Below are 26,021 nucleotides of genomic sequence, written 5' to 3' on the forward strand. Positions count from 1 at the left end.
GATCTTATTCTTCGTGCCGGTTAATTAGAATGCGGGGTTCATGACGCGCTTACAGATTAATCGTTGAATTAGCCATTTTAATTTCCTCTCTTAACTGAACTTTTCATATAACAAACATAAAACACCGCAAAAATAACGGCATAGACGGCGAAACTGATCATTGGGCCACTCCTTTTGCTGGTGGCATAATTCGTACTCGGTTTGTTGTGTGCCAACACATTGCATCCCCATTAAACAAGCCGCCTTCGCGTAACTTAGCGCAGCCTTGTGGTAGTTGTTCACCACACTTACCGCAGCAACCGAGATCGCTTTCAATCTTTGGTATCTCGGCATGAACACGGTGAATAAGCGACTGCAAAGCTTCAACTTGCGTGTAAGGTTCGCTTGGGTAAGCGAAGAGCTGGCAAATATCATCAAGCTTTGTCATTTCATTGGGTGATAACGTCACTCTGATATCGTTATTGCCACTGGTCTTACGCTTATCCCTTAGGCGCTGTGCACGAACAGCAGCTTGTTTGCGCTTGCGTTCTTCATTCATTTTTCGGCCTTACGCTTACGAGAGTTCGCTGTCTTTTTCATTGGAGAAAGTAACTGGCGAGCTTTTGCTAAGCAAAAGTCGAAACACTTTCCACCACGGCCTCCGAACGAAGCGGTGGTTCGATAGGTTTCAATTGCGAAATTACATGCGCGATTTGCTTCATGGTGTTCGTAACCTTCACCAAGTAATATTTGATGAATATTTTTATGGATAAACTCTTCCTGAGAGTTTCGAAGTAGGGAATGCGTCATTACACAAAGTTCCTTTGGTTTCTGGGTGAAACCTGGCAATCAGTCTAAGTACTTGAAATTGGTGGTCAGCCAGTTATATACTGATTGCGAGGCTTGGTTCTTTAGTTCTAAGTCTCATTGCACAAAGTAAGCCCTTATTGGTTTGGTCACCGATAAGGGTTTTCTCTTTTTGAGCCTTTCAAAATTTCATTTCATTCAACTTACTACTCAATTGGTCAGAAAGAGCATTGAACTGATGGATCGTTTGGGCGTCTTCTGTGCCTACGCTTACTTCCAAGTTCTTGCACTTATCGCTTAGCTTAACGAGCTGTTCTAGCTCGTCATAAAACGGATCGCTTTTTGGCATTTTAGCTAGGAAGTGTTCGAAGCTCGTTCTATGTAATTGAATGGCTTTAGCGCCTTCTAGAGTTTTGTTGATAGCTGTAAGAGATAAATACGTCATAGGACTTCCTTTTTACTTTAGGTACATTGTTATTTATTGAAATATACCAGTAAGGTACTAATCATATTTGTCCTTGTAAAGTACATTTTTGGGGTTTTATTCGAATTCCATAAATTTAAGGTACAAAAAAAGCCGCTATTGTGAGCGGCTTTCCTTGAGTGATTTTTTGCTACAAGTTCATAATGACTTGTTTTACATAGCCTACTATTCGGCAATTCCCACTGATTGGGATGGGGTCATATTTGGGGTTCAGCGGGACCAAAAACTTATGTGGACCGTCAATCTCTAGCTTTTTAATCGTTGCCTCTGGAGCATCATTAAGTGTAGCTACGACAATCTTTCCATTATCAGGGCAGTTGCATGGTTCAACTACTACAATAGAACCTGCTGGTATAGACGGGGAACCGTGTGGATTGGTCATAGAGTTGCCCGTAACACGCATGGCAAAGGCTTCCTCACTGATATTGCTTGAGGTGGTTTGCCAGTCTAACTCCTCGTAAATAATATCTTTAGAGTCGATTTTACCCCAAGAACCTGCTTGCACATGACTAAGAATAGGTACTCGTCTAGTTTGTGTCGAAGTGAATAGCGTCGAAGCTTCTTTTAGGTCCTCTTCAGTATGATCTGTATCTAACCAACCTTCAGGCATGTTGAAAGATTTCTCTATGTGTCGAGCAATTCTTGGCCCAATAGCGCGTGTGGCGCCTTTTCCCATAAATCGACTGGCTTGAGTTGTAGAACGGTCAATTTTGTCTGCAAATGCCGTAGTACCACCAACTTTTTGAGCGAGAGTTCGTGCATTTTCTCTTCTAATATCTTCTGCAGTTTTCATTACATCTACCTGAGCATTTTTAGCTACTTAGAACATGTTGTTACTTTAAGATTTTGTTCCTAAAAGGTACATGTCCTTGAAGGTACGTTTTGTTTGTGTATTATGTACCTTAGAGGTGCTTAAAATGTATAAAAAATACTGGTGTCAGTTATCTGATACGCAAAGAAAATCTATGGCTAAGAAGCTAAAAACAAGTACAGGGTACTTACGCTTGGTGATTACTGGACACAAAATCCCAGGGGCTTCATTAGCAAAAAAATTACATGACATAACTAATGGAGAAGTCGATAAACATCAACTGAGGCCAGATATTTTCTAACATCATATTAAATTTTTTTAGGTCAAGGCTGACGATCAATATTCTGGATAAACATCCAGTAAGGAATAACCATGCAACCCAGTTTAAAAAGCGTTACGCATAACGCGGTAGTCGCTTGGCGAAGTAACGCGACGAAAGAACAAATTGCAGAATACATTTCTCGTTTCTATCACAAGATGAAAATCTACGAGGAGGAAGACTGCCAAAGGGAACACCTTCTCAAAGTACCGTCGGCTTTGAACAATCCAAACAACACACAAAATCTATTTCGCTATGTCAGCAGAACAAGCACAGAGGCCAAAGCTAATGTTATGGACTTACTGCCAGCCATTATTGCGGCAATGCCTAAAGCTAGGGCAACAGCGGCATTGAATCAGTTCTTAAACCCGCTTGGGTATTCAGTTGCGGCTATTGGCTCCAGCCACGCCATGGCGAACCGTGACCAATTACTGGCCGATTTTAGTAAAGAGTCATCAGAAGCATTCCGCTCGATACTCTTACTCAGTGAACATGCTACGTCTGACCAACTTCGCGATGCTTACCGAGAATTACAAGAGAGTGCCGGTTCTCACGATCCATTACTCAAATACTTAGAAACATTGATGGCGCAAAAAGGCTGACCACCTGAATGCATTTATTCACCACGCTAATTAGCAAAACAAGAGAACTTTGTGCAATGAGTCTTTCTTATCAAAATTACCACGGCCAAATGCTGTGGATAGCAAATAACGGTAACTGTCGTTATGTCGTATCGCGTAGTAAAGCCAAGCAAATTTTACAAACCATGAAGGCGAGGGTGCAGTTATGAAAAACAAGTTAGCTGATCTTAATAACCACCTTTTTGCTCAAATGGAACGCCTGTCTGATGAGGATATAACCGACGATAAATTGAATGAAGAAATTAATCGTTCAAAGGCTATTACCACAGTGTCAAAGCAAATCATCGATAACGCTCGCCTTGCTCTGGATGCTCAGAAGTTTCGTACAGAGTACGCGGGTCGAATTGAATTACCCGAAATGATTGAGGGTAATAAACATGCCTAAAGGTCAATCACATCGTTACACAGAAGCGCAGTGCGCATTCTTAAAAGAAAATAGCACCATGGTGCGGCGTGAATTGACTGAGGCCTTTAATCATCGCTTTGGAACAAGTTTGACGCTCGCTGCAATTAACAGTCGCTGTAAACGCAAAGGTTGGTTTACTGGCCGCGACGGGAAGATAGAAAAAGGGAACAAGCCTTGGAATAGCGGTACAAAGGGCTTGATCAAGGCAAACGCAGGAAGTTTTAAGCCAGGTCAAAAACCAACGAACAGCAAGCCATTAGGGCATGAGCGTATTTGTTCTAAAGATGGGTTTATTCTCGTCAAAGTAGCAGAGCATGATCCGTACACAAAAGCCAAAACGCGTTATAGGGCAAAGCATCAAGTTGTCTGGGAACGTGAACATGGTGAGATACCGGATAACCATGTGATTCGTTTTAAAGATGGGGATAAGCTGAACTGTGCTACCGACAACCTCATCTGCGTTTCATTGGCTGTCAATCTGCGTATGAATCAGAACCGAGTTCAGGACATGCCAATAGAGCTTAAAGCGACAGGGCATGCCATCGCAGAGCTCGAAGTCGCTGCTTTCAACGCAGAGAGGAAAGTCAGATGAGTATGCTCCTTACCGCTCAAGCCATGCAGTTAAAAGTCGGTAATGCGACTCGTAAACTCGTATTACTTAAATTAGCTGACAACGCCAACGACAATGGGGTGTGTTGGCCATCTTATGAATATATTGCTGATATGTGCGAGGTAGACCGCCGAACAGTGATGCGCCATATCAAAACGTTAGAGGAAATGGGGTTTGTTTCAGTTCGCACCCGAAAGGGAGAAAAGGGCAATTCGAGCAATGTATACCAGTTAAATTTAGGTAGTGACAAATTGTCACCCCCTAGTGACACACGATCACGAGGGGTAGTGTCACAGGATCACCAACCTAGTGATCCTATGTCACCCGGAATCAGTCATAGAACCAGTCAATTAGAACCAATAAAAAATAAACAAAAAAAATCGAGTGAACTTGAACCTTGCTTTGACCGTCTCTGGGCGGCATACCCAACCAAGAAATCGAAGAAGAACTCGTTAGCAAAATTCAAAAGTATCGTGACAGCGCAAAGTGAACCTCCGGAAGTGTTCACCGAGATGCTCTGTCGAGATGTAGAAACTCGCGTGGCCAATCGACAGTTTGGTTTCGATAAGCTGCACCTAACGACCTACTTGAATCAAGAACGATGGAACGACGACCATGAAAATACTCGAACAAGTCAGGCTGCACCAAAAAATCGAGTCGAGCAATACAACGCAGAGTTGCTCGAACGATACGGACACACTGCCACATCGATTGGGCGACAAGGTGATTCTTTTGAACTTGGAAGATTGGATCCAAGTCAAGTTTGTGGAGGCTTACGGGACGAAATGGCCGCATCAGGCACTACCATCGACTTGGACTCAAGCGATTACAACGATGTCGGCCAGTGAGATTCGTCGTGCAGTCAATCAGGCTTTGTTGGAAGGGGGTGCATGGCCGCCAAGCTTGCCAGAGTTTGTGTCTATGGGACGTGAAGAGCTGGTTGATATTGACGAGGCATTTATTCGAATGCTTCGTTGTGAACCAAAGGGTGATATCGAGTACTGGACATCGCAAGAGGTGGGTTTTGTTTGTAGAGGCTTGCTAAGCGAACGTGAAGCCAGAGCGAAGTACCGAAAAACGTTGAAGAAGTATGCAGATAAAGCTAAGGCTGGCTCGCTCCCCTCAAGAAACGCGATGCGTTTGACCGATAAAGCTAATGTCAAACCACTCAATGAGATTGAGCGTCCCAATCCTAAGAAGTTTCGTAAGAACTCAGTATTCGCAAGGGTCGCAGCTCTGGGAGCAAAGGTGTAATGCAAATTGAAAAGCTACTGACAAAGTTTAATGCAAAAGGGATCAATTACGAACCCTGTTCTGGCGGTAAGGGGGTACTTTCTCAAGATGAACATCTGGCAATTGTTGGTCTAGCCTGGAAGGAAGCACCAGTAGGTTTTTTGGTGTTATTCGTTGAATATTTGCAAGATAAGCCTGCACTTAAAAAGCTTTACCAAATCACCTTACAGGAAGCCAACATGCTGATGGAAAAATGGCGCGGTCCATATCCCGATAGAGCATTGGAAGCGTTAGTCAGGACAGCTATTGCAGAAGCGACCCAGCAGTTTGGCCAAGTTTGCCCCGAATGCAGTGGCAGCGGTAAGTACATTGCGAAGAACCGAGCAAGAAGAACTTGCCCTTGCTGCGATGGTGGCCGTATAGGCTGGACACAAGAAACCCGCTTTGCTTTCTTCTGCCAAACCTTACCCGTTACTTTCTCCCGCTTTAAAAAGTACGAATCGATTTTAGGTAAGTTGGTAAAACGCTTGGTAGATAGACGCAACGCAGCCGCTTTGGCGTTGCAGGGTAGGTATGAGCAAGAAGAAAGTGTGGCAAGGTGTTAGAAGCAGAGGCGTAATCCTGATTGACAAGCGCCTATTCACGGGGCTAATCTAAAAAGGCACCGGCAAAATCCGGTGTCAGGTTTAGGACCCTGTTTTTCACAAGGCGCATGTCGCCAGCTCTTTGCTGGTTTTTTATGCGTATGCTTCGGCACATCTAAATTATGGTGGGCTGGGCAAGGCTGCTTCGGCAGGCCGTACCTTGTGAGCGGTAGTCCTAACCTTGTTCAGTTCGCCACCCGAAGTTTAGGACCTTTGAGTGGTGATGAAATATTATTCACAAGGAGTCCGTAATGACAACTCTATCTAGCCCAATTGCCTCTGCTACATCATCCGATCTTGTTTTTGTATCAAGTACCAACGGTCTTGTTACGGATTCGCTTCATATTGCTAAGTATTTTGGAAAAGAACACAAAAACGTTCTTCGCAAGATAAGGGCATTAGAATGTTCTGAAGAATTTAGGTCAGCTCATTTTTGTGCGTACCCTTATACGAATGAACAAAACGGTGAAACTTATACAACTTTTCAAATGACAAAAGATGGCTTCATGTTTTTAGTTATGGGGTTTTCAGGTAAAAGAGCCGCTGAAATTAAAGAGCGCTATATAGGGGCTTTCAATGATATGCAAAAACAGTTAACTGTGGCTCAACCAACGTCTGCAATGCTCCCTCAGCAACTTCGATTACTTACTATCATGGAATATGGACAAGTGGTTGGAACAAGTGTCGTTCCGAACGATGCCATGATTTTCAGTCGTTCAGAAATCCCAGCCTTGCTAAGTGAATCCGGTTACTTCAACTCAGAACAACTGGTTGAGATCGCCCAAGCCGCCAATACTCAACTGATTGAACGTGCAAAGCATGGTTATTTCTAACCAACCATCGTAATATAAACATATAGTAAGTTAATCAAACCGCCAGTTAGGAGGGTTTAAAAATGATTAAACAGAAACAAAAAGCTGTGAAAACTCCCACAAAATTTGATGTGAGAACATCAATGAAAGCCATGCTTGCTTTTGAGCGCTTACCTACTAAGGTTCAACGTCAGATTCGGATTGCAGTTGAAGAGCTTAAACGTGGGCATGAGTTTGCTTTACGCAGAGAGAAAATCGAGAATGCTTCGAGAACTTTGTATTCTGGAAGAATAAACAAAAAATTACGCATGATTTATCGTTACAAAGATGATCACGCAATTGAGATTGTCGGCTTTGTAGATCAACGCGAAAACCCTGAATTAGTTAAGGTGCGTGCGTAATGATTCAACTGCTTCAGAATGAGTTGTATGAAGATGAAAGTCGTAAGCAGCTAGATGACTTGAAAGTGTTCTTAGATGCCAAGGATGAATATGGCGAAAAAGAAATACATGATTTTTTTAAAGCTCGTCCTCAGCTTATTTTATTGATGGGAAAGGTTTTACAGGTTAAGAACCCTAGTCGTTACAATGATGAGCTTCCGGTCATTGGGAAATACCGAGCAGATTTCGCCATTACAGATGCAAAGGCTGAGTTCTATGCATTTGTTGAATTTGAAAATGCAGAGAAAAGCTCGATTTTCCAGGTGAAAAAAAACAAAAAGACAGATACATACTTTTGGGCGGCAAGATTTGAGCATGGCTACAGTCAAGTTGTTGATTGGTATTTGCATTTAGCGCGTAACAACGATACTAAGAATATGAAGTCTGAGTTTGGTTCCCAAGAGATTGAATATTATGGTGCGCTAATCATTGGCCGCGACTATAACCTTGATGCTGGCGATAACCGTGACCGTTTTCTCTGGCGAGTAAAAAACTCATTGATAGATAGTCATCCAGTCTATTGCAACACATTTGATGGATTGCTTGATGATATGGAAACTGAGTTTATGACAACCAAGATGCCATCAACTCGGCCATAAACTCCGGCTTGTTAAATCAAGTAGTAAATGGATTCTGAAAAATACATCTAGTGGCTCAACATTGACATTCACACAAGTTGGTGCATAATTACTACATTAGAAAACCTCGTCCACTCGGCGGGGTTTTTTCGTTTCTACTGTTTATAACTGACAAAGCACCCGTTTTCATGTGAAAGCCGGGTGCTTTTTTGTGAGCGCAATATGCAAGAGAAAATCAGTTCTTTCGTTTCATACCTGAGTGCTCTGGCCTATGCAGGCTTTGGTGCATTGACTTTGCAAGATTGGGTCAGCGTAATAGGTTTGATTTTTGTGATAGTGACTTATTTTACTAACCGGTATTACAAAAAAAAGATCGTAGAGATAATCAAAGCGAATCCAGAAAAAGCGGTGAAAGTTTATGCGAAGCGCGATCTCTAAGGGTGTGTGTTCAGTCGCTGTCGTGCTCGCGCTTGCTTTTAACTTAATTTCGGATTTGCGAACTAGCCAACAAGGCTTAAGGCATATTGCCAATTTCGAAGGGTGTCGAACTCAAGCTTACCGATGCAGCGCTAAAGTCTGGACTCATGGCCTTGGCCATACTCAAGGTGTCAAGCAAGGCGATACTGTGACCCAAGAGAAAATCGCCCGCAATTTCATCGCTGATGTGAAAATTGCCGAAAATTCTGTAAATAAACACCTAACCACTGACGTTACTCAAGCTCAGTTTGATGTGCTAGTGAGCTTTGTGTTCAACCTTGGCGTTGGCAACTTTAAACGTTCCACCATGCTTAAGTTATTTAACCAAAACCAACCTTTAAAAGCGTGCCTCGAATTTTCACGTTGGGTCTATGTTAACGGTAAAAACTGCAGGGCCCCTGATAGCCAATGTTCAGGGATCGTGAAACGTCGCGAATTAGAACAACAAGCTTGTTTGAACGGTTGGTAATAAGGGGCTTCATGAACTTCTCTATCAAAAATGCTTTGTTGATAGGTTTGGTTATTTTGCTGCTTGGTAGCTTCGTTTTCTCTGCGTATCTACTTGATTTAACCAAGGTGCAAGCAAAGCGCTACGGTGAGCTTCAGGGGCAGTTTCAAGACTCACTTAACAAAAATAAGTCACTTTCTATCACCGTTAAAACCTTAAGTAATGAAGTTCGGCAAGCGCAACGGGCAGCTGATGTTTTGCTGCTAGCTAAGGCCGAGCGGAATGTTGAAACGATTCGCACAGTGACCCAAATAAAAGAGGTACTGGTTCATGAAGAATGTTCAGATGTGCCTATTCCTGATTCTTCTGAGTGGTTGTACTACCACTGAGGTCATCACTGAATACCAAGACCGGTTGGTTCTTCCTCCTGCGGTTTATCTGACTTCTTGCCAACAGCCTTTTACTGCTCCGCCGCAAACCTATGGCGAAGCGGTAGAACGTGACCCGATATGGCTAGAAGCCTGGCGCAATTGCGCTGACCAAATTGAGCACTTACGTGACTTTTACGGTTACGACAGTGCGCTCCCTAATACGGGTAAATAACACTTACTACTTGGGTGGTCGTCCACCGTTATCCGTTGTTGCCCGTAATTCATTCCTTACGAGGGTGTGCAAGCGTGGGTTCCTCGCTGTCTTGCTTGTTAGCCATGATCATATTCAGCTCGCTGCTGAAACTCCTTATATGTTAGCGCAAGTCCAGATTCAAAAAGGAACAAGCAGAGTTTGAGAGAACTTCATTAATAGGTAACGTCAGCTTAATGCGAATAAGGGCGTGACACTCGGAGAGACGAGACTCATTCAAGAGGGCTTTCAATGAACAATGAAAAACGACTTTGGAATTTAACCGAGTTGGAAGCGTTCGATTATCACCGTTCCACGATCCGCAAAAAGCTTAAGTCTGCAGGTATTGAGCCTATCGCATTTAAGGGACAAACCCCGCTTTATGATGTGGTTCAGGTGACGCCTTATTTATGTAAGGCGCCTTTAAAAGAAAGTGATGCTCCCGATTTGATGGGCTTTAAAACCGCCGCTGAGCTGAGAGCTTACGTTCAGTCTGAACGAGAGAAGTTAGCACTGCAGAAAGACTCAAACGAGTGCATTGCAAAAGAAGACTACGAGAATGAAATAGCCATTTGTATTTCAGGTGTGAAGGGCTTTAAAGACAAAGTGATAACACGCATTGAATCGGCGATCCCAACGGCAACAACGCAGCAGCTAGAAGATTTAGAAAGCTTACTTAATTTTGATTTAAAGGCGGTATCTGATGGGCTTGAACAAGTTTGATTCACGCCTTGGTGTTCAATTCGCCGATGCGGGCAAGATTCGGCGAGAGCTCGCTTATCTCTGTGCACCAACCGATAAAACTCCCATTGAAGCTGCTGACGAAGATTTGTGGATCTCTGATGGGACGGACGTAACGAAGTTTTTGTCCTCATTGGTGCCTTATATGAAAGAGCCAATGAACTGTTTGGCAAGGCGCATTTATGAAGCGGTGATTGTGGTTGGCCCTGCTCGTTCAGGTAAAACCAAAGCGTTAGTCGAAGGGTGGATTAATTACACAGTAACGCAAGCCCCTGGCGATATGCTGCTGATCTACAGCACCAAGACCAAAGCGGCAGATATGTCTAAAGCCGATTTAGACCGCTGCTTTTCAGCGACGCCAGGTATTGCACGTTTAAGAACGGGGCGAAAGTCCGACGATAACATAACGTCTAAAAAGTTTAAAAACGGCATGAATCTCAAGTTAGATTCTGCAACAGAAACCAGCTTATCGGCGTCGACGTATCGTTATGCCGGCGCGACCGATTACGACAGAGCTGATGATGGAGTGGGCCAAGAAGGCTCGAAGTTTGAACTGATGTTAATGCGCGTTCAAAACGCCAAATCTTCAGGCATGGTGATGGCCGAAAGCTCTCCTGGTCGTATTGTTAGGCACCCTAAACCGGAAGAAGAATTACTAGCCCATGAGGCACAACCATGTGGCGGCATCGCATCGTTGTACAACCAAGGCGACAGGCGCCGTTTTTATTGGTCGTGTGACGATTGTCATACGCACTTTAGACCAGAATTCGAAACCTTAAAATGGGACGACAAAGGGGATCCTTTGCTCTCGTCTCAAACCGCATATGTGGCTTGCCCAAGGTGTGGTCATCGTATTGAAGAAGTCGAAAAACATTCGAAGAATCTGAGTGGGCATTGGTTTCGTGAAGGTGCGGTCAGTCAATACGGTGAGTTAGTTGAAGACGAATCAGAGATACGCACAACCAAATGGGCCACGTTTTGGTTTGAAGGGGTGATAGCCGCTTACAGCAGTTGGCAAAACTTGGTGTATCGTTATCTCAATGCCGAAGCCATTTATGAAGACAGTGGTGATGAAGATGCGCTGATCTCCTTCATCAATACCCGAATGGGGCGCTCTTATATTCTGCAATCTCAAGGGCAAGATATTGGTGCTCATGAGCTAATGGAAAAAGCCAAAGGCAATCCTTATCTGCGCGGTGTGGTGCCTGTCGGTGGCCGCTTCTTGATAATGAGTATCGATGTTCAAGGTGGTAAATCCAATGCTCGGTTTGTGGTGCAAGCTCAGGTGTTTGGCGAAGGTCTGCAGCGCTGGGTGATCGACCGCTTTGAAATTTTAACGACACCGCATCGAAATGGTGACCGTATTAACCCTGCCATTTACGCTGAAGATTGGGACCTACTTATCGAGCAGGTGATCAAGAAAACGTATCCCGTTGCCGATGGCAGTGGGCGGGTAATGAAACCGATATTAACGCTGTGCGATTCTGGCGGTTCGGCTTCTGAAAAAGACGGCAAGAAGACCTCCGTGACCGATTTTGCTTACCAGTTCTATAACCGGCTCAAAGCTAAAGGGTTGTCACATTTGTTTCGCCTCGTAAAAGGCGCCAGCAACAAAGATATGGATTCATTGATTAAAGAGTCATACCCAGATAAGCGCAGCAAATTGGCGCATGGCGAGATCCCTTTATTAATGTTGCACACCAATCGACTTAAGAACCGTGTCGTGGCCAGCTATTCCCGTGAAGAATTTGGCTCTCGGTATTTCCATTTGCCCGCCTGGGCGGAAAGAGAGTGGTTTTATGAACTGACGGCGGAATTCATCGATGAAAAAGGCCAATGGATTTGCCCTGATAAGACGCGTAACGAAAGTTTTGATTTATGCGCGTATGCCGAAGCGGGGATGCACTTTCTTGGTGGTGATGACATCCATTGGGAAAGCGCACCCCCTTGGGCGTGTGAATGGCAGATTAACCCGAATGTGATTGATGCTGACTTACAGCCTGTTTTCGAGCGCAAGCCTAAGAAACGTTATAACCACTCAAGAGGTATTTTCGGATGAGTTTAGTGATACCGACCAATCAAGAACGTTTGCAGTGGTACCTCGAAGCCGAACAGAAAATCTTACAGCAACAGTCGGTGAAGACGGCAGAAGATGAAGAGTTGACCTTGGCGAGTTTAGCGACGGTGCGTAAAGAGATAGAGCGTTTGCAGCGCATTATCGCTCTGCAAGTTCAAGGGGGACGACGCTCTATGATACGGAGAAATTATCTTGAGTAGCCAAAACTTGCTCGACAAGCTCGTGGCCATATTCAGTCCTAGGAAAGGGTTGGAACGTGCCTACGACAGACGGCTTTTGAATAAATACAATGCAGCACTTCCCCGTAATCCGCACACCAAAAAGACAAATAAACAATCAAAAGGCGATGCCAATTCGTTGAACAAAGGCGCGAAAGCGGTGTATCAACGTGCCCGACATATGGATGAAAATAACCCGTTTGTTACGGCCATTTTGGATGAGCTTTGCGCCAATGTAATTGGTCCGAATGGCATCATGGTGGAGCCTCAGCCTTTAAACCACAAAGGGGAAGTGCATGTCGAATGCGCTCAGGCGATCATGACCTGGTGGGAGAACTTTTCTTTAAATCAAAACATCGATGCTGAACATTCTCGCGCGGAAACGGAGTGGCTTGCGGGTCGAACATGGTTTCGTGATGGCGAGGTGTTTTGTCGAATGTTCATGGGTAAGCACAGTGATTTGAATTACCCAACAGAGACGCCCTTTGCGGTGCAACCCTTTGAGCCTGATTTTATTCCTTCCCACATAACGGAAGCTGAAGGGGGACTGTTTGAAGGTATCAAGCGAAACAAGCTCGGGCAGGCTGTGAGCTATTTGATTCAGAGAGACTCAAGAGGGTTTGAGTTCGTTGATGTCGATGCGCAGTTTGTCTGCCATTTAAAGTTTACTCGGCGTTTTCATCAAAACCGTGGCATTTCCCTTTTGCATTCCATTTTAGATTTGGTCGATGACATCGAAGATTACGACCAATCTGAGCGTATTAGTGCTCAGATAGCGAGTCGTTTTGCTTATTACATAAAACGAGATCCGACATTGAATTCAAATGCAACGGACGCGTTCGATCGCGGCGGCGATTTGTTTTTAGGGATGGGAAACTCGTTTGAACTGGCACCCGGTGAAGATGCAGGGGTGGTGGAGAACAACCGAAAAGAAACCATGAGCAGCCCTTTTCGAAATGCCCAACTTCGATTAGCCAGTGGCGGCGCGGGAGTGAACAACTCTAGTGTAATCCGAGACTATAGCAACGGCAGTTATTCCGCTCAGCGCCAAGAGTTAATCGATTCGTTCAGTCGTTATCGAGTGTTGCAGCGAAAGTTCGTTTTAGGTTGGACTCGTCCACAGTATCGACATGCTTTGCAGATGGCGATGTTAGCCGGTGAAGTCAACATCCCCGCAGGGGTTAAGCGAGACTCTATTTTGAATGCAATCTATCAGGCACCAGTGATGCCATGGATTGACCCTAGCAAAGAAATGGTAGGCGTCGAAAAAGGAACCCGTTTAGGTTTGCATTCCTTAAGTCATGCACAACGTGAACGTAATATTAACCCGTTGTCGACTCGTCGCGAAATTCAATCTGAACGTCAACAAATGAACGATATGCACATCGTGAGTACGTCGGACCCTGCTCATGCGGTGAAGCTCAACAATCAAAAAGAAGAGGCAAACAATGCCAAAACCAAAGAATAGCTGGTACACGCTTAAGAACGAAGCCGATGTGATTAAGATTTGGGTGCATGGAGATATCAGTGCTTGGGATATTGATGCAATGGAAATCATTGCGGCGTTGCAAGTGGCCAACAATAAAGAGGTTGAATTGCGAATGCTCAGTGGTGGGGGCAGCGTTTACCAAGGTCTTGCAATGTATAACGCACTGAAGGCGCATAAAGGAAAGGTGATGGGCATTGTCGATGGCATGGCCGCAAGCATTGCGACTTATGTCCTGCTTGCCTGTGACTCTATCCGTATGCCTGAAAATGCCATGTTGATGATCCATAACCCTACTATCGGAGCGTGGGGCGGTGAGAAGGAAATCAACTCAGCGTTTCAACAGTTGCAAGCGGCGACCAAGACCATTTCTGAAGCGTACGCTGAAAAGTCGGGTCAACCTCTTGAAGAGGTACTGACTGCCATGGACAAAGAAACGTGGTTCACGGCGCAAGCCGCTAAAGAGTGGGGGATTGTTGATGAGGTGGTTGAAGCGGTCGACCTTAGTAACGCATTACAAAACCTCGATGAATCTGATTTTAAGAATTTCAAACAAGCGCCAGCCGAGTTGATGAATTCGCTAACGCAACAGGTGAATGAACCGACACCTTTAGCAGCGTCTGCTCAGCCAAATGAACCTCAAATAGACAAACCTAAGCAGGTAAGCGACATGCCGAAACCAAATGAAGAATTACAAAACGCTGTAAAAGCAGAGAACCAACGCCAAGCAGATATTCGTGCGTTGTGTGCTCAACATAAAGTCAGCGAGGCACTCACCAATGAAATGCTGGCTGACTTATCGTGCTCAGTGGGACAGGCATCCACTAAGATTTTAGAAAGTATTGGTAGCCAATCAGCGGCAGGTCAGCAAGAGCCTGAAGCGAATTTGACGGCTATACACATGAGACTTAGTAACGGTAACCATGTCAAAGACGAACTGCAAAATGCATTGAATGCACGTTGTGGTGTTGAGGATTTAGAAAAAGACAACGCGTTCGGTCATGAGTCATTATTGAATATGGCGCGCGCTTGCCTCGATGTGAATGCTCGAAGCGCTATTACCAAGAATGAATTGGTGAACCGAGCGTTTAACTCCGGTGATTTTGGCGACATCATCACCGAAGGTATCCGAACCGTGATGCGCGATGAAGCGCAAGCAAGAGCCCCGATGTGGCGTGAACTGGCTAACGTAGAGAACCTGACGGATTTTCGTGAAACTGAGCTAGTGATGGTTAATGACGCGCCGGACTTGATGAAAATAGCGGAAGATGGCGAATACAAAGCGGCGATCTTAAAAGGCAGCGGTGAGCGCATTCAGCTTGCGACCTTTGGGCGTGAAATCCAGTTCACTCGTCATGCCATCATTAATGATGAAATTGGCTTAGTGGCGAAGGTGCCTCGTAAATTCATGCAGTCCGGTTATCGTCTGTCAGACAAGCTGATGTTTAACGCTATCCTCGCAGGCAAGATGGCCGATGGTGGCAATGTATTTAAAGCGGGCAAAGACAAAGGCTGGGGTAATTTCATCAATGACATTCCAGCAGGCGATTACGCGGCGATGATTATGGCTTTGCATAAGGTCTTTGCGACGGCAACCACCATCCCACTGGATGGTGAAGCGGGTCAAGGCGATGCGTTAGATCTTCGTGGTGAGCTCCTGATTGCGAGTCCGGATCATGCTTCAATGTTTGAAGCGGTTTTGAACACCGCGAGCAAACCGGATGCCTTTAACCCAGCCTATAAAAAATTCGGCAAGGTGATTGAAACTGCGCGTTTAAGCGAGGTGAATGGCGCACTGGCGCTGACAGGTAAAGATTTTGATACGGTAGTGATGGGCTTCTTAGATGGCCAGCAAGACCCATGGTTAGAAACGGGCGACGGTTGGAGCAGCGATGGTGCCAAGTTCCGTATTACTTACGACTTAATGTCGAAGGTATTAGACCGCCGTGGTATTGCCCAAGCGGTCTTTAAGTAAAGCTTGGAAGAACAGTTTGATTTGATTGATAGGGTGAGCATGGCTTGCCCTTTTTTAATGGTGACAATATGCGTTTAAGCGATGGGAAAAAGATTGTGGCGACCGTGCCAACGGGTGGTTTTAAGAAAGATGTCCCTTGTCTACTTGGAGCTTTATTAGTGGTGCCCAACTTTACGGCGAAAGCTGGCGATACGGTGGTGTGTTACACACAAGGTCATTTTGATGGCCCGATTAAAGCCGGTGATAGCGTGAGCTTTGCCTCCGAAGCGGCTTACTTTAAAAACGGTGAGTTTACCAAGACAAAGCCCACGGCATCGGGGGACGTATCTCAACCGGTTGGGGTGTTCATTGATGGTGGGGTGCTTCTGACTGGCGGCGTACTCACTGAGTTTGTGACTTAATGAGTTGTGATGAGTGAGTTTGAAGCGGCTCGGCGTCTTATTCGTCAATCTATCCAACGCTGTTTTGGTCGTCCTCTTTTTGTGATGACCCCACAAGGGAAGCAGATTGAAGTGATCGGATACATCCGAAGTCACGAGAAGGGCGTGAATCAAGTGCATTTACTGGCTACGGATTCTGAGCTCCCTGAAAGCTGTACTTTGCTTTATCGCGATAAACGGTACCGGTTAGTGTTTAATACAGCGGCTAAAAGTCCCAACGGGACGAGTCAGCTTATGAGGGAATACGTCCTGGTCTTCGATCCCCAAGGTGCGCAGCATGAGTGGTCTGAATTTTAGTCGTTCCCAATTGCTTTTAGATACGGAGTTTATTCGTCGTTATGAAGCGTTTTCAGAAGAAATTCCGAAAGCAGTACTTCGCGCGGCTTCGCTCACCTCTCGATGGTTACGAGGGGTATCGATGGCAGAGCTTGGTTATGAGCTCAGTATTGATAACAAAGCGCTGCGTTCGCGATTTCGAGTGTACAAAAACGGTCGTGTGTCGAAGCTATGGATTGGTGTGCGTGAGATTGGTGTTCATCGACTGGGTAAGCCCGTTCAAAACCGCTTAGGTGTCCGAGTGGGTGAGCATTTTTTTGCTGGCGCGTTTATTTCTCCGATGGATAGCGATGAACTCTTGGTATGGCGAAGGCGCGGTAAGTCGAGATCTCCCATAGAAAGAGTCAACATCGATATTGCGGATGATGTGGATTCGATTGTTGAGAACTACTTACCCGATATTAATCGTAAATTTGAGGCGTTTTTTCATCGTGAATTCAAACACGTTCTTTCGCTCGCCGCGTGAGTGGGTCTTATTGGTGGTCAATCACTTAGAGCAGCGGCTTACGCTTAAGGTCGATACTGTTTATCGACGCCAAGCGGTGGAGTTGGCCAACACCACCATCAGTTATCACATTGGCGAGGCCGAGCCGGTTAATGAATATGCCAACGACGGGCGTCACCTTCATGACATTGAATTAAGGTTCTTGGTTGAAGTGCCTATCTCCATGGATGAGTTTGATTTGGAAGCGTTGGACGCTTCAACGCGTGTAGAGCGAGAATTGCTGCATCAACAATTTGGTGCGTCGAGCGATTTAGACGGTGCGGTAGTAGTGTCGAATCTTCCTAGCAAATTTGATCCAAAAAATGGGGTGTTTGCACGAACCGTGACGATGAAACAGCGTATTCGATTAGGCCCAGTGGAAGAGAGCTGGCATTACATTGATGGGGGCTCCCACCATGCTAACCAAGCTGATGAAACATGTGAGCGCATTAGAGAAGAAGGTTCTTGAATTACATGAAGAGTTAGAAGAGAACAATCGCGCTTCGGCCAATCTACTACGCCTAGGTGTTGTTGTGAAAGCAGAGGCAAACACCGTCGATATTCAGACAGGGGATAATCTTGTAAAGAGGATCCCTTTTTTTGTGCTTGCGGCAGGAAGAGTCAGCCATTATCGGCGCCCTTCAGTTAACGAGCAATGTTTGCTGATTAATTTGGGAAGCGGTGACAGCTTAAACAATGCCGTGGCGTTAATGGGGTTACCTTCTACTCACTTTCAAAGCCCAACACTCAAAGATAACGAGGTGATGACCGATTACGGTAACGGCATGTCAGAGCTTTATAACGTCGATGACGGCTCTATTATTTGCCGGTATCCAGGGGGCATGAAGATCTATGGTGATACTTGGCAAGATGGGGATTATCAAGCAACGGGAGAGGTCACTGATCATACTCGTTCGATGCAAGCTGACCGAGAGATTTATAACAAACACGAGCATCCAGGCATACTTCCTGGTCCTGCGAAAACCAAGCCAACGGAGCAACAACAATGATTGGTATTGACCCCAAAACAGGACAAACCGTAACCGGTGCCAGCGCCTTGAGCTGTCGTTTTGCAAAGATACTAACGACAGAAGTCAGTTCACGAGTAAAACGTCGAGGCGTTGGAAATCGAGCGGTTTCGCGTTTGGGAAAGCAGCAGACACCCACCGAAGCCATGATAGTTCAAAATCTAACGTTAGAGGCTTTGTCCAACCCATTGAATGGGTTAACGGATTATCAAGGCATTCAGTGCCAAGCAATCCCACACTTGAATGGATTCAGAGTGAAAGTCTCGGGAACATGGCGCGGTGAACCTCTGCAATTAAGAGGGGTATTATGAGCAATAAACCTCAAGCTTTCAGTGAGCCTAACTTTGAATCTCTGCTGGATGAATACAGCAATTTTGCGGTGGAATATTGCGCTCAGCGAGATGAAGATAAAGCGAAACAATTACGCGAGGCCTTTAATAATCAAGGTGAGCTGCTCGCTCAGGTGACACAAGCGTTTGTCTTAAAACGAACCGCTGAAATACGAGAGCAGAACCATCAAGCTTTGCAGATGTTTCGTAAGTACGTGACCGATACCGAAATGGTAGATTTGTTGGCGTTGCAATACAGTTTAAAGCGTCAGGTCATAGAAGCCAGTGATGATACGGTTTTTCCCACAAAGCCTGCAGTCATGGAGTCTAATCAAAGCCTGCTTCAGCGTTTTGATTTAGCGCCTTTCCAGTTTCATACAACGGGCACTCGGCTTGGTTATCGTTTTCATGCCATGACTTTAGAAGAGCGGCCCACCATTACGGTGAATTCTGAAAAAGATGCTCTGGTAATGCGTTATGAGTTTCCTGAAACCTCCTTACCTAACCCTATCAAAGATGCGCAAGCTAGGATGCTAGAACCTAATTCAGGCAAAGTTTGTGTGGCGTTATTAAGCCGCACATCACCCAATGGTGTTCCAAGTGCGGCATTGCTTGAAAGAGCAAGACAATACCTAAACCGCGATGACATCGCGCAAGAGTCGGATGAGGTCACGGTAAAAGCGGCAACGCCTAAGCCTTATCAAATTGAAGTGACGCTTTTTACAGGAGCGGATCCCAACAATGAGGTCGAAAAGGCGTCGGCGGTCGTTGTGGCTTGGCAGTTTGCCGAAAAAGCACAAAGGCTTGGCGGCATTATTGACCGGGAAGAAGTGGCCCATATCTTTTATGAGCTGGGTGCGAAACGGGCCAAGGTTCAAGCACCGGCAGTGGATGTGGTGTGCGCTTGGGATGAAGCGCCACATTGTACGGAGGTGATGGTGAATGTCCGATCTGAATAAGGCGTTTCTATCGGTTCAGCCCAATAATGCTTCTCTTATTGAAGAGGCTTTGGAGTTTGCTTGGACAGAACTTATTCAATCCACTTTTTGTCCGTATCCCAACCTCAAACAACCTTTATTGACGGAGAAAACCTTTGTGGTTTTGCTTGCGGGTGAGCGAGGTGTAACGGATTGGCAGCCAAAAGACACGCTAGAAAGTCAACGTAAAACGGTGGATAAGGCGTTTGATATTCATCGAAAAGCCGGAACGCGATTTGGTTTGTCTATTGCACTGGATGCGATTGATTGTGATGTGGAAGTGACACCTTGGCATCAAATGCAACCAAGACACGCGCCGTATCATATTGAATGTATCGCATGGCAACGAAACCAGCCGCTTGATAAGGCGGCGACAACCCGAGTCTTAAGTCGTATTGAGAGCACTAAGTCTGAGCGAGACACGGTTGATTTCATTATGGCCCTTGGCGCTGAATTTGGGTTTGAATTTTCAGCGGTGAAGCAACATAGCGTTATTGCGAAAGACGATCACTGCAGCGGTAACATTAAAGCATCATCAGGCTTTGCTCCTCTGTATTGGTGCGCAGCCACACGCCTAATTTTTACAACTGATTTTGAATTTGGAGCAGTAGGATGAGTTATATCGTGCAATACACCGATGCGGGGCTCGCTGAGCTTATTAGCGCTCGTCACCAAGGGCTAAAAGGGGCAATTAAATACATTGCCGTTGGTGATCGTAGTTATACACCGACGACAGATCAGAAGGCGTTGAAAAACGAACTTCAACGCGAAGTCATTTTAGATTGGGAGGAGCTCAGCCCAACACAATTGAGAATGGGCGCCGTATTCAAAGGCAGCCAAGAATATGAAGTTCGTGAAGTGGGGTTCTTTTTAGAATCCGGTACTTTGTTGGCGGTGTATTCCGCCCCGAATACATTACTGACATACAAATCGGCGAATTCGAGTTGGTTACAGAAGTTCACACTGGATGTGTCGCCACTGCCGAGCAGCAGCGTGACAATCGAGGTCGGGACCGAGAATGTGAATTTACTGATGTCTGAAGAGGTGCTGACCGCTGCTATCGCAACGATCTCTTTAGGAACAACACAAATTAAAATAGCTCACCAGCATTTGTTGCTGAGTGAGCGGCTAAGAACGGAGCTGGGTTAATGAGTATTGAACAAAAGATTACAGATTTACAGCGAACTTCGGCAGAGCAGACAGCAGCTTCACAAGCGTTGTCGCAAGAAGTGGCAGGTAAAATGGGGGAGATTGATCAAACATTTGTTGAAGCCAAAGATAGCTTTGAGCGTTGGCGTGGCGAAGTTCAAGCAAAAGATATTAATGGTCAAAGTGTCTATGAGTCGGTGATTGATTTGACGGGGTTGAGTACCGACTATTTTTATCCCGTCTGGTGGAAAATGCCAGGTAATGAAGAGGGAGGATCAAGAATCACTATTTCAAGAAGGTACTTGGAAGACCGAAATCTAGATCCTTTCGGAACAAGGAATGTTTTTATTGCAGGGTTAAATCTGCAAATAGAAGGCGCGGGATACCCATTAAGTGGGGATGCAAATTATCTGACCATCAAACGACTTTTTCAAACCTACCGAAAAACTGTCCGAGCCGTTCAGTTTGGCATGAAATGTATTGCTCGCCCCATTTACAATACTAAGCCTTTATATTCAGGGTTTGTCTCCGGGCAGGTCGTAAAGCATGGTCTACGAAGTGGGTGTTACCTCAGAGGCGGGCTGACTTATCACGTAAGAAAAAGTTTCAATAATCAGCTGTGGTATAGCCGAGAAGAGGGGGAGGTGTCAGCAGGAATATCTTCGCCGGCAAATTATGAAATTGACTGGAAAGTTAAGGCGTATCATATCGATGACCCATTTCTTGGCCCTGACTATGAAGAGCGTTGTCTAGCTTATACGTTAGATAACGATAAACGTTATGTAACAAAAGACTGAGGGCGACATGAGTTACTATATCAAAGAGTTGACTTATTCTAATGGAGAGACACTTTACAATGTGCCCGCAGAACTAGGCATTTTGATCGAAATGGGCTTTAGTGAAGATCGAGCTTCAGAGATTTGCCTAGAGGCTGAACATGAGGCTCTATGGGAACTTATTCGAGCTGAGCGTCATTCAAAGCTTATGGAGACGGATTTTACTCAAGTGGGTGATGCTCCAATTACAGAAGAAAAGAAGCTTGCGTTTGCAGCGTACCGTCAAGCGCTTCGCGATTTACCCCAAAACTTTTCCAATCCAAATGACGTCATTTGGCCAGAAAAGCCAACCCTATAAACCGCTTCTAATAAGGCGGTTTTTTTGTATCTAGACAAAGCCCTTTGCAGCAATGTGAAGGGCTTTTTTATTGGAGCGTTTGTCTGTGCAGAAATCAAAAGTGAAAACACTGGAATACCCGATCATCAAAGAGTTTCGATTGAATGGTCGTTGGGTATCTCCAAATGAAAAAACTATCCATCTTTTGCCTCAACAAACGGCCTTCCTTATTCAAAACGGGAAATTAGGGCCAGCGATTGAAGTCAAAGTATCGTCTAAACCCACGGAAAAAGAGGGCAAGTAATGCTCACGCCAATCCAAGATTTTGAACTCAATGGGGTAGAAGTTAACACCATTGAGCCTCAACCAAGCATGGGACCACTTGCATTGCAGGTGGTTCATTTAATTGGTACCGCCCCAAACAAGAATACGGGCTTGAGTTATAACGAGCCAACGCGTTTATGGAATTACAGTCATGCGATGTTATCGCTTGATAGCGTCGGGACCAGGCAAGGCACATTGCCTAATGTGGTTCGCTACTTACTTGAATACGTTAAGTGCCTTGTGTACGTCACGATTGTAGAAGCCAATGCGGACGCATCCGTGACTGAAGCAAATATCATCGGCGGGGTAAACAGTTCTACAGGAGCGATCACCGGCCTTGAAACCGTTAAGGCGTGCGCTGAAACGCCAACCATCATTGCGGCGCCAGGCTTTAACTCGAAAGCCGTGGGTCAAAAGCTGGCGCTTATTGGTCGTGACGTTCGCTGTCGTCCGGTTCTTGATGGCCCAAATACCAATGATATGGCAGCTGCAGAGTTTGCCGCTGAATTTGGCTCGGAAGGGACGGGACAAGATAAACTGTCGATTATCGACCCATGGTTTTTGAAAACCTATGACGGCGTGCAATCTCTTATGCCTGCTTCTATTGCTTTGGTGGCAGCGATGGCCTCGGTTGAAGGCTGGGAGAGTCCGCAAAATCGAGGGGTACTTTGTGATGAAACTGCTCGTAATGTTTCATACAAAATCAACGATAAAACCACTCAAGCCAATTTCCTGAATAAGCATGGTGTGGTGACGATTGCTCGCACACGAATGGGGGGAATATCTATCATTGGTAACCGCTCTAATACCGGGCGCTTTCTTTCTCATGTCGGTTTGGAAGATTTGATGGCGCGTAAGCTGGAAGAAACCAGCCAACCGCTGATGGGTAAGCAGCTTACCGAAGAGTTCATGGATCAAGTTGTTGACCGTTTAACGAACTGGGGCCAAAACTTGGTGGCTCAAGGCGTTATCCCAGTATTCAAAGCATTCCTGCACCCAAGCAAAAACAACCTAGAGAATTATACCTCTGGGCGTTGGTACTTGTGTGTTAACTATGGTCGCTATGCTCCGAATGAGCACATGGTCTATGAAATGAGTGTAGACAACGGCCTTATCGAAGCGTGGTTAGAGGAGGTCGTCAATGGCTGATCGTATTCGCATGCGGCTCTCGGCGCAGATTGAATCTGTGCCACTGATGAACGAAATCGTGGAGTTCACTCCGGTTGATATTAAAACCAAGACGGTGTCCAACGAGGGCTCGTTTGTCGAGTCTGAAGATGTCGTGGGCTTTGAGCCACTTAAGTGGACGCTTAAAGTACGTGGTGATCATCAAAAAATCCAAAATTCCCTTGGCCGCTTCTTTATGGATAACGCTCAAATTAACGTGACGGAAAAAGGAAAAGACACCGATCAGGCGAAGTACCAAGAGGTTTACTCGATGTACGGGCCAATCACCAACATCAAAAAAGATGCAGTGAAGATGGGCGAAAAGCCAACCGTAACCATTGAGGGTACCTGTAAAGCATACAAACTCACCGATACGGGTACCGTCATTCACGACATTAATGTCGATACGGGTAAGACCGTCGTTGGCGGTGTGGATTTGATGGGGACGGCGGGTATTAGTTAGGAGAGGTGTTAAGACACCTCGACCAGTGGCAGGGTAAAGGGTCGTTTGTTTTTATCTTGCTCGATTGGTTTGAGCTTGTTAATGCGAATAACTATTGGTTATTTTGGCGTAACAGAGTTTATTCCCAAGCTATCATAAAGCCACTCGCATCCCAGTCATACGGGAGCGTGTAACCGGAATCGACCAATGATGAGATTATGGGTTTTATGACGGCCTCGACGACAGGCTCTTCACCATCGCACAGTTCAAACTCGTCTAGAGAAATGTAAGCGGTAAAGAGCCCAAGTGCGGAGCGGCGGTGGACTTCATTCGTAATTTGGTTCAGTAAATTCAACTGAAGAGAGTCTTTACTCGCTAATGCTTTTTCTTTTGCTTCGCTTGCGTTTGGAAGTTTCGATTGCGTAGGTTGTTCTTTTAAAAATGAAGTGCTCAAACGACTAACAATCTCGGAGTTTACGGAGATATTGTGTTCGTTTGCTGCTAAATGAAGGTTTTGCTTTAGATCTTCTGGCATACGTACGTTTATTTGAGGAGGACGTTGGCTCATATAAAATTCCTGAAAACAATCTTTGGCAATAATAGCCACTTACTACTATTCTTCAATGGTAGCACTTGGCTACTATTATAGAGCAGGAGAAAGAAGGTGGGGGATTAGAAGTGTAGAAATGAAAAAACCCCAGTGCACTAACACTGAGGTTTAGATTCAATTCAATATTCCTTGGAGGGAAATATGAGAAATGAACAAGTTAATATCATAGCACCGAATCAGATGCCTGTCATTGCAGGTATAGAGATACGTGTCGATGATATGGGCCGTTACAACTTAAATGATTTACATAAAGCTAGCGATCTCGGGAAAAGTAAAGCGCCAAATAAGTGGTTAGAAAATGCTTCTACGAAAGCGTTGGTTTCCGAATTAGACCTAACCCCGAATTTGGGGTTAGCTACGGAATCTGTTCGTTCTGTAAAGGGAGGGATAAATCCTGGTACCTATGCACATGAATTGCTCGCAATCTCATATGCTGGTTGGGTCAGCCCTCGTTTTCAGTTAACAGTCAATCAAGCGTTTTTAGACTCTAAACAAGTAGAACGCCCTGAGCTAACCACAACCGAGATATTGGAGATTGCTTTAGAAGCCTCAAAAGAGCGTGATGTTCTTAGGGTAGAAAACAAAGAACAAGCTGAAAAAATCGAAGGGCTTGAAAACTTATTTAAAGATGGATTGACCGCTCCACAGTTTGGCCGAATGCTTAATGGTATTAACGTCCAACAAATCAACGCTTTTCTTGTTGAGTTAGGGTGGGTGTATAGAGAGCGCGGAAAAAAGTCTGGTTATCGTGTTGCGAGTTATGCAAGAGATAACTATATGACAGAAAAGGAGAACATAATATCTATGCATGGGTATGACTCTTTTGTAACTGCCACTCCAATCTTATTGCAAAAAGGTGCCACTAAGCTATATGAACTGTATCTACAACGTAAGCTACCAATGAAAAAGAGTTGGGGTGGTGAGTACACCCACCTTAAGCTTGGTAAGGAAGGGGTGGTTGCATGAGTAAAACTGCTCACCCAGAATGGGAAGATATTGAGCACGCTCTGATATCATTTCGCAGTATTTCTTCAATGCTCTGTATTGTGCTTGAAGGCCAAGAGCGAAAAACGGATCAGTACTCAGCTATTGAAGGTGTTATTCAGCTAGCTGATTTTCAAGAGCGCAAGCTAAGAAATTTGGTTTGTCAGACTCACTGACCTTACCCAATCAAAACCTAAGCCACCCAAATCGGGTGGCTTTTTTTATGGGAAAAATTCATGAAAAATCAAAGCAAACTGACTTTTTTCTCGCGTGAAAGCGTGACCCTTAAAACGATCCCTGTTGTGCAGTTCCGTAAGCTGCCGCACATCGAAGCCGAACAAGAACTCACGGCTAAACAGCTCTTCGAACAACGTAAAGCCGTGATTATGGCGTGCAGTGATGTGACCAAAGACGAGTTCGAAACCTTAGCGGTGCCTGACTTCAATCAGCTCTATGACGATATCTGTGATTTGATTCTAAAACCATCAGATGAACAGCAGGGTGATCAGCTTAATGGTAAGTCGGTAGAGTTTGCCTTGCTGCATCCTTTCGAAAATGAAGTAGGTGACAAGATTAATAAGGTGAAGTTTGCCATTCCTAAAGTCGCGCATTCCGAAGCGTTGGCGGACATCACCGAAGAGCGAGCGCGTGAAGATTTCATGTTTGAGGTGATCACGGGCTTGCAAAGGTCCGATCTTGATTTTCTCTCAATCAATGATTATCTGGCGCTAAAACCGCAGGTGGGCGCTTTTTTTCAACAATCGGCGGCGTACTTTCGCCCGATGACGTTGAGAGCCTAATCGACCTCGTTCCAATGCACCGAAATACATC

41 protein-coding genes are annotated in these 26,021 nt (G+C 45.2%); 36 read left to right on the forward strand and 5 right to left on the reverse strand.

Going from position 1 to position 26,021, the window contains the following annotated elements; translation table 11 throughout:
- Positions 1-157: 157 nt before the first annotated feature.
- The 4 genes from ACED60_RS20970 to ACED60_RS20985 form a co-directional block, all read right to left on the reverse strand.
- The gene (locus ACED60_RS20970; RefSeq protein ID WP_371728378.1) at positions 158-538 is read right to left on the reverse strand and encodes a hypothetical protein; all 381 of its coding nucleotides are present in this window, start codon (positions 536-538) and stop codon (positions 158-160) included.
- On the reverse strand, positions 535-789 hold the full coding sequence (locus tag ACED60_RS20975; RefSeq protein ID WP_371728379.1) for a hypothetical protein: 255 nt from the start codon (positions 787-789) through the stop codon (positions 535-537). Before ACED60_RS20975 ends, ACED60_RS20970 begins: the two co-directional genes overlap by 4 nt.
- Before the next feature lie 178 nt (positions 790-967).
- Positions 968-1,231: a hypothetical protein gene (locus tag ACED60_RS20980; RefSeq protein ID WP_371728380.1), complete on the reverse strand. Its 264-nt coding sequence runs from the start codon at positions 1,229-1,231 to the stop codon at positions 968-970.
- Positions 1,232-1,400: 169 nt separating this feature from the next.
- Positions 1,401-2,063, reverse strand: a complete 663-nt coding sequence (locus tag ACED60_RS20985; protein WP_371728381.1) for a LexA family protein — start codon at positions 2,061-2,063, stop codon at positions 1,401-1,403.
- Between the two features lie 124 nt (positions 2,064-2,187).
- Between ACED60_RS20985 and ACED60_RS20990 the strand changes: the two genes are divergently transcribed.
- From ACED60_RS20990 to ACED60_RS21150, 33 genes are all read left to right on the forward strand, one after another.
- Positions 2,188-2,382, forward strand: a complete 195-nt coding sequence (locus tag ACED60_RS20990) for a hypothetical protein (protein ID WP_371728382.1) — start codon at positions 2,188-2,190, stop codon at positions 2,380-2,382.
- A 71-nt stretch (positions 2,383-2,453) separates the two neighbouring features.
- A complete protein-coding gene (locus ACED60_RS20995) occupies positions 2,454-3,002 on the forward strand; it encodes a toxin YdaT family protein (RefSeq protein WP_371728383.1) in 549 nt (182 codons plus the stop codon).
- 184 nt (positions 3,003-3,186) lie between these two features.
- Positions 3,187-3,426 carry a hypothetical protein gene (locus ACED60_RS21000; RefSeq protein ID WP_017078651.1) on the forward strand — a complete coding sequence of 80 codons (240 nt, stop codon included), beginning with the start codon at positions 3,187-3,189 and terminating at the stop codon, positions 3,424-3,426.
- Positions 3,419-4,039 (forward strand): HNH endonuclease signature motif containing protein, encoded by a 621-nt coding sequence (locus ACED60_RS21005; RefSeq protein ID WP_371728384.1) that lies wholly within the window; start codon positions 3,419-3,421, stop codon positions 4,037-4,039. The genes ACED60_RS21000 and ACED60_RS21005 overlap by 8 nt, the downstream gene beginning before the upstream one ends.
- Positions 4,036-4,905, forward strand: coding sequence for a helix-turn-helix domain-containing protein (locus tag ACED60_RS21010; RefSeq protein WP_017100360.1), 870 nt, complete (start codon positions 4,036-4,038; stop codon positions 4,903-4,905). The genes ACED60_RS21005 and ACED60_RS21010 overlap by 4 nt, the downstream gene beginning before the upstream one ends.
- Positions 4,892-5,311: a hypothetical protein gene (locus tag ACED60_RS21015; protein WP_371728385.1), complete on the forward strand. Its 420-nt coding sequence runs from the start codon at positions 4,892-4,894 to the stop codon at positions 5,309-5,311. The genes ACED60_RS21010 and ACED60_RS21015 overlap by 14 nt, the downstream gene beginning before the upstream one ends.
- Complete coding sequence (locus tag ACED60_RS21020) at positions 5,311-5,895, forward strand: hypothetical protein (RefSeq protein WP_371728386.1); 585 nt, start codon at positions 5,311-5,313, stop codon at positions 5,893-5,895. The genes ACED60_RS21015 and ACED60_RS21020 overlap by 1 nt, the downstream gene beginning before the upstream one ends.
- Before the next feature lie 290 nt (positions 5,896-6,185).
- Complete coding sequence (locus ACED60_RS21025) at positions 6,186-6,767, forward strand: Rha family transcriptional regulator (protein WP_210464336.1); 582 nt, start codon at positions 6,186-6,188, stop codon at positions 6,765-6,767.
- Between the two features lie 62 nt (positions 6,768-6,829).
- On the forward strand, positions 6,830-7,147 hold the full coding sequence (locus ACED60_RS21030; protein ID WP_371728387.1) for a hypothetical protein: 318 nt from the start codon (positions 6,830-6,832) through the stop codon (positions 7,145-7,147).
- Positions 7,147-7,785 carry a Shedu anti-phage system protein SduA domain-containing protein gene (locus tag ACED60_RS21035; RefSeq protein ID WP_210443550.1) on the forward strand — a complete coding sequence of 213 codons (639 nt, stop codon included), beginning with the start codon at positions 7,147-7,149 and terminating at the stop codon, positions 7,783-7,785. The genes ACED60_RS21030 and ACED60_RS21035 overlap by 1 nt, the downstream gene beginning before the upstream one ends.
- A gap of 201 nt (positions 7,786-7,986) precedes the next feature.
- Complete coding sequence (locus tag ACED60_RS21040; protein ID WP_048616578.1) at positions 7,987-8,202, forward strand: HP1 family phage holin; 216 nt, start codon at positions 7,987-7,989, stop codon at positions 8,200-8,202.
- Positions 8,183-8,710, forward strand: a complete 528-nt coding sequence (locus tag ACED60_RS21045; RefSeq protein WP_048616576.1) for a lysozyme — start codon at positions 8,183-8,185, stop codon at positions 8,708-8,710. The genes ACED60_RS21040 and ACED60_RS21045 overlap by 20 nt, the downstream gene beginning before the upstream one ends.
- Positions 8,711-8,721: 11 nt before the next feature.
- Positions 8,722-9,078, forward strand: coding sequence for a hypothetical protein (locus tag ACED60_RS21050; protein WP_371728388.1), 357 nt, complete (start codon positions 8,722-8,724; stop codon positions 9,076-9,078).
- The gene (locus tag ACED60_RS21055) at positions 9,035-9,292 is read left to right on the forward strand and encodes a hypothetical protein (protein ID WP_371728389.1); all 258 of its coding nucleotides are present in this window, start codon (positions 9,035-9,037) and stop codon (positions 9,290-9,292) included. Before ACED60_RS21050 ends, ACED60_RS21055 begins: the two co-directional genes overlap by 44 nt.
- Positions 9,293-9,562: 270 nt before the next feature.
- Entirely contained in the window at positions 9,563-10,033 is a 471-nt protein-coding gene (locus tag ACED60_RS21060) for a hypothetical protein (RefSeq protein WP_004733461.1), read from the forward strand.
- On the forward strand, positions 10,014-12,110 hold the full coding sequence (locus tag ACED60_RS21065; protein ID WP_371728390.1) for a terminase gpA endonuclease subunit: 2,097 nt from the start codon (positions 10,014-10,016) through the stop codon (positions 12,108-12,110). Before ACED60_RS21060 ends, ACED60_RS21065 begins: the two co-directional genes overlap by 20 nt.
- Positions 12,107-12,328, forward strand: coding sequence for a hypothetical protein (locus tag ACED60_RS21070; protein WP_048663569.1), 222 nt, complete (start codon positions 12,107-12,109; stop codon positions 12,326-12,328). The genes ACED60_RS21065 and ACED60_RS21070 overlap by 4 nt, the downstream gene beginning before the upstream one ends.
- Entirely contained in the window at positions 12,321-13,814 is a 1,494-nt protein-coding gene (locus ACED60_RS21075; protein ID WP_371728391.1) for a phage portal protein, read from the forward strand. Before ACED60_RS21070 ends, ACED60_RS21075 begins: the two co-directional genes overlap by 8 nt.
- Positions 13,795-15,807: a ClpP-like prohead protease/major capsid protein fusion protein gene (locus ACED60_RS21080; RefSeq protein ID WP_371728392.1), complete on the forward strand. Its 2,013-nt coding sequence runs from the start codon at positions 13,795-13,797 to the stop codon at positions 15,805-15,807. The genes ACED60_RS21075 and ACED60_RS21080 overlap by 20 nt, the downstream gene beginning before the upstream one ends.
- Positions 15,808-15,875: 68 nt before the next feature.
- Entirely contained in the window at positions 15,876-16,208 is a 333-nt protein-coding gene (locus ACED60_RS21085) for a capsid cement protein (protein WP_210443554.1), read from the forward strand.
- Positions 16,209-16,217: 9 nt separating this feature from the next.
- On the forward strand, positions 16,218-16,544 hold the full coding sequence (locus ACED60_RS21090) for a hypothetical protein (RefSeq protein ID WP_371728393.1): 327 nt from the start codon (positions 16,218-16,220) through the stop codon (positions 16,542-16,544).
- A complete protein-coding gene (locus ACED60_RS21095) occupies positions 16,525-17,049 on the forward strand; it encodes a phage tail protein (protein WP_371728394.1) in 525 nt (174 codons plus the stop codon). Before ACED60_RS21090 ends, ACED60_RS21095 begins: the two co-directional genes overlap by 20 nt.
- A gap of 10 nt (positions 17,050-17,059) precedes the next feature.
- Entirely contained in the window at positions 17,060-17,536 is a 477-nt protein-coding gene (locus ACED60_RS21100) for a hypothetical protein (protein ID WP_371728420.1), read from the forward strand.
- On the forward strand, positions 17,484-18,077 hold the full coding sequence (locus ACED60_RS21105) for a phage baseplate assembly protein V (protein WP_371728395.1): 594 nt from the start codon (positions 17,484-17,486) through the stop codon (positions 18,075-18,077). The genes ACED60_RS21100 and ACED60_RS21105 overlap by 53 nt, the downstream gene beginning before the upstream one ends.
- Positions 18,074-18,406: a phage baseplate protein gene (locus ACED60_RS21110; RefSeq protein ID WP_371728396.1), complete on the forward strand. Its 333-nt coding sequence runs from the start codon at positions 18,074-18,076 to the stop codon at positions 18,404-18,406. Before ACED60_RS21105 ends, ACED60_RS21110 begins: the two co-directional genes overlap by 4 nt.
- A complete protein-coding gene (locus ACED60_RS21115) occupies positions 18,403-19,383 on the forward strand; it encodes a baseplate J/gp47 family protein (protein WP_371728397.1) in 981 nt (326 codons plus the stop codon). Before ACED60_RS21110 ends, ACED60_RS21115 begins: the two co-directional genes overlap by 4 nt.
- The gene (locus tag ACED60_RS21120; RefSeq protein WP_371728398.1) at positions 19,367-20,017 is read left to right on the forward strand and encodes a phage tail protein I; all 651 of its coding nucleotides are present in this window, start codon (positions 19,367-19,369) and stop codon (positions 20,015-20,017) included. The genes ACED60_RS21115 and ACED60_RS21120 overlap by 17 nt, the downstream gene beginning before the upstream one ends.
- Positions 20,014-20,550 (forward strand): phage tail protein, encoded by a 537-nt coding sequence (locus tag ACED60_RS21125; RefSeq protein ID WP_017100933.1) that lies wholly within the window; start codon positions 20,014-20,016, stop codon positions 20,548-20,550. The genes ACED60_RS21120 and ACED60_RS21125 overlap by 4 nt, the downstream gene beginning before the upstream one ends.
- Positions 20,550-21,347 carry a hypothetical protein gene (locus ACED60_RS21130; protein ID WP_371728399.1) on the forward strand — a complete coding sequence of 266 codons (798 nt, stop codon included), beginning with the start codon at positions 20,550-20,552 and terminating at the stop codon, positions 21,345-21,347. Before ACED60_RS21125 ends, ACED60_RS21130 begins: the two co-directional genes overlap by 1 nt.
- A 7-nt stretch (positions 21,348-21,354) precedes the next feature.
- Positions 21,355-21,684: a tail fiber assembly protein gene (locus ACED60_RS21135; protein ID WP_371728400.1), complete on the forward strand. Its 330-nt coding sequence runs from the start codon at positions 21,355-21,357 to the stop codon at positions 21,682-21,684.
- An 85-nt stretch (positions 21,685-21,769) separates the two neighbouring features.
- The gene (locus ACED60_RS21140; RefSeq protein WP_371728401.1) at positions 21,770-21,967 is read left to right on the forward strand and encodes a hypothetical protein; all 198 of its coding nucleotides are present in this window, start codon (positions 21,770-21,772) and stop codon (positions 21,965-21,967) included.
- Positions 21,967-23,136: a phage tail protein gene (locus ACED60_RS21145; protein ID WP_371728402.1), complete on the forward strand. Its 1,170-nt coding sequence runs from the start codon at positions 21,967-21,969 to the stop codon at positions 23,134-23,136. The genes ACED60_RS21140 and ACED60_RS21145 overlap by 1 nt, the downstream gene beginning before the upstream one ends.
- Entirely contained in the window at positions 23,129-23,617 is a 489-nt protein-coding gene (locus tag ACED60_RS21150) for a phage major tail tube protein (protein WP_105057268.1), read from the forward strand. Before ACED60_RS21145 ends, ACED60_RS21150 begins: the two co-directional genes overlap by 8 nt.
- Positions 23,618-23,735: 118 nt before the next feature.
- On the opposite strand, the gene ACED60_RS21155 is transcribed toward ACED60_RS21150, so the two are convergent.
- Positions 23,736-24,164 (reverse strand): Arc family DNA-binding protein, encoded by a 429-nt coding sequence (locus ACED60_RS21155; protein ID WP_371728403.1) that lies wholly within the window; start codon positions 24,162-24,164, stop codon positions 23,736-23,738.
- A 183-nt stretch (positions 24,165-24,347) separates the two neighbouring features.
- Here ACED60_RS21155 and ACED60_RS21160 point away from each other — a divergent pair, with 183 nt between their 5' ends.
- The 3 genes from ACED60_RS21160 to ACED60_RS21170 are packed head-to-tail and all read left to right on the forward strand — an operon-like array spanning position 24,348 to position 25,990.
- Positions 24,348-25,172: a KilA-N domain-containing protein gene (locus ACED60_RS21160; RefSeq protein ID WP_136984886.1), complete on the forward strand. Its 825-nt coding sequence runs from the start codon at positions 24,348-24,350 to the stop codon at positions 25,170-25,172.
- Entirely contained in the window at positions 25,169-25,366 is a 198-nt protein-coding gene (locus ACED60_RS21165) for a hypothetical protein (protein ID WP_136984887.1), read from the forward strand. The genes ACED60_RS21160 and ACED60_RS21165 overlap by 4 nt, the downstream gene beginning before the upstream one ends.
- A gap of 60 nt (positions 25,367-25,426) precedes the next feature.
- Positions 25,427-25,990, forward strand: coding sequence for a phage tail assembly protein (locus tag ACED60_RS21170; RefSeq protein WP_371728404.1), 564 nt, complete (start codon positions 25,427-25,429; stop codon positions 25,988-25,990).
- Positions 25,991-26,021: the final 31 nt, after the last annotated feature.

The organism is Vibrio sp. 1F279 (assembly GCF_041439815.1).
Lineage (GTDB): Bacteria > Pseudomonadota > Gammaproteobacteria > Enterobacterales > Vibrionaceae > Vibrio > Vibrio tasmaniensis_A.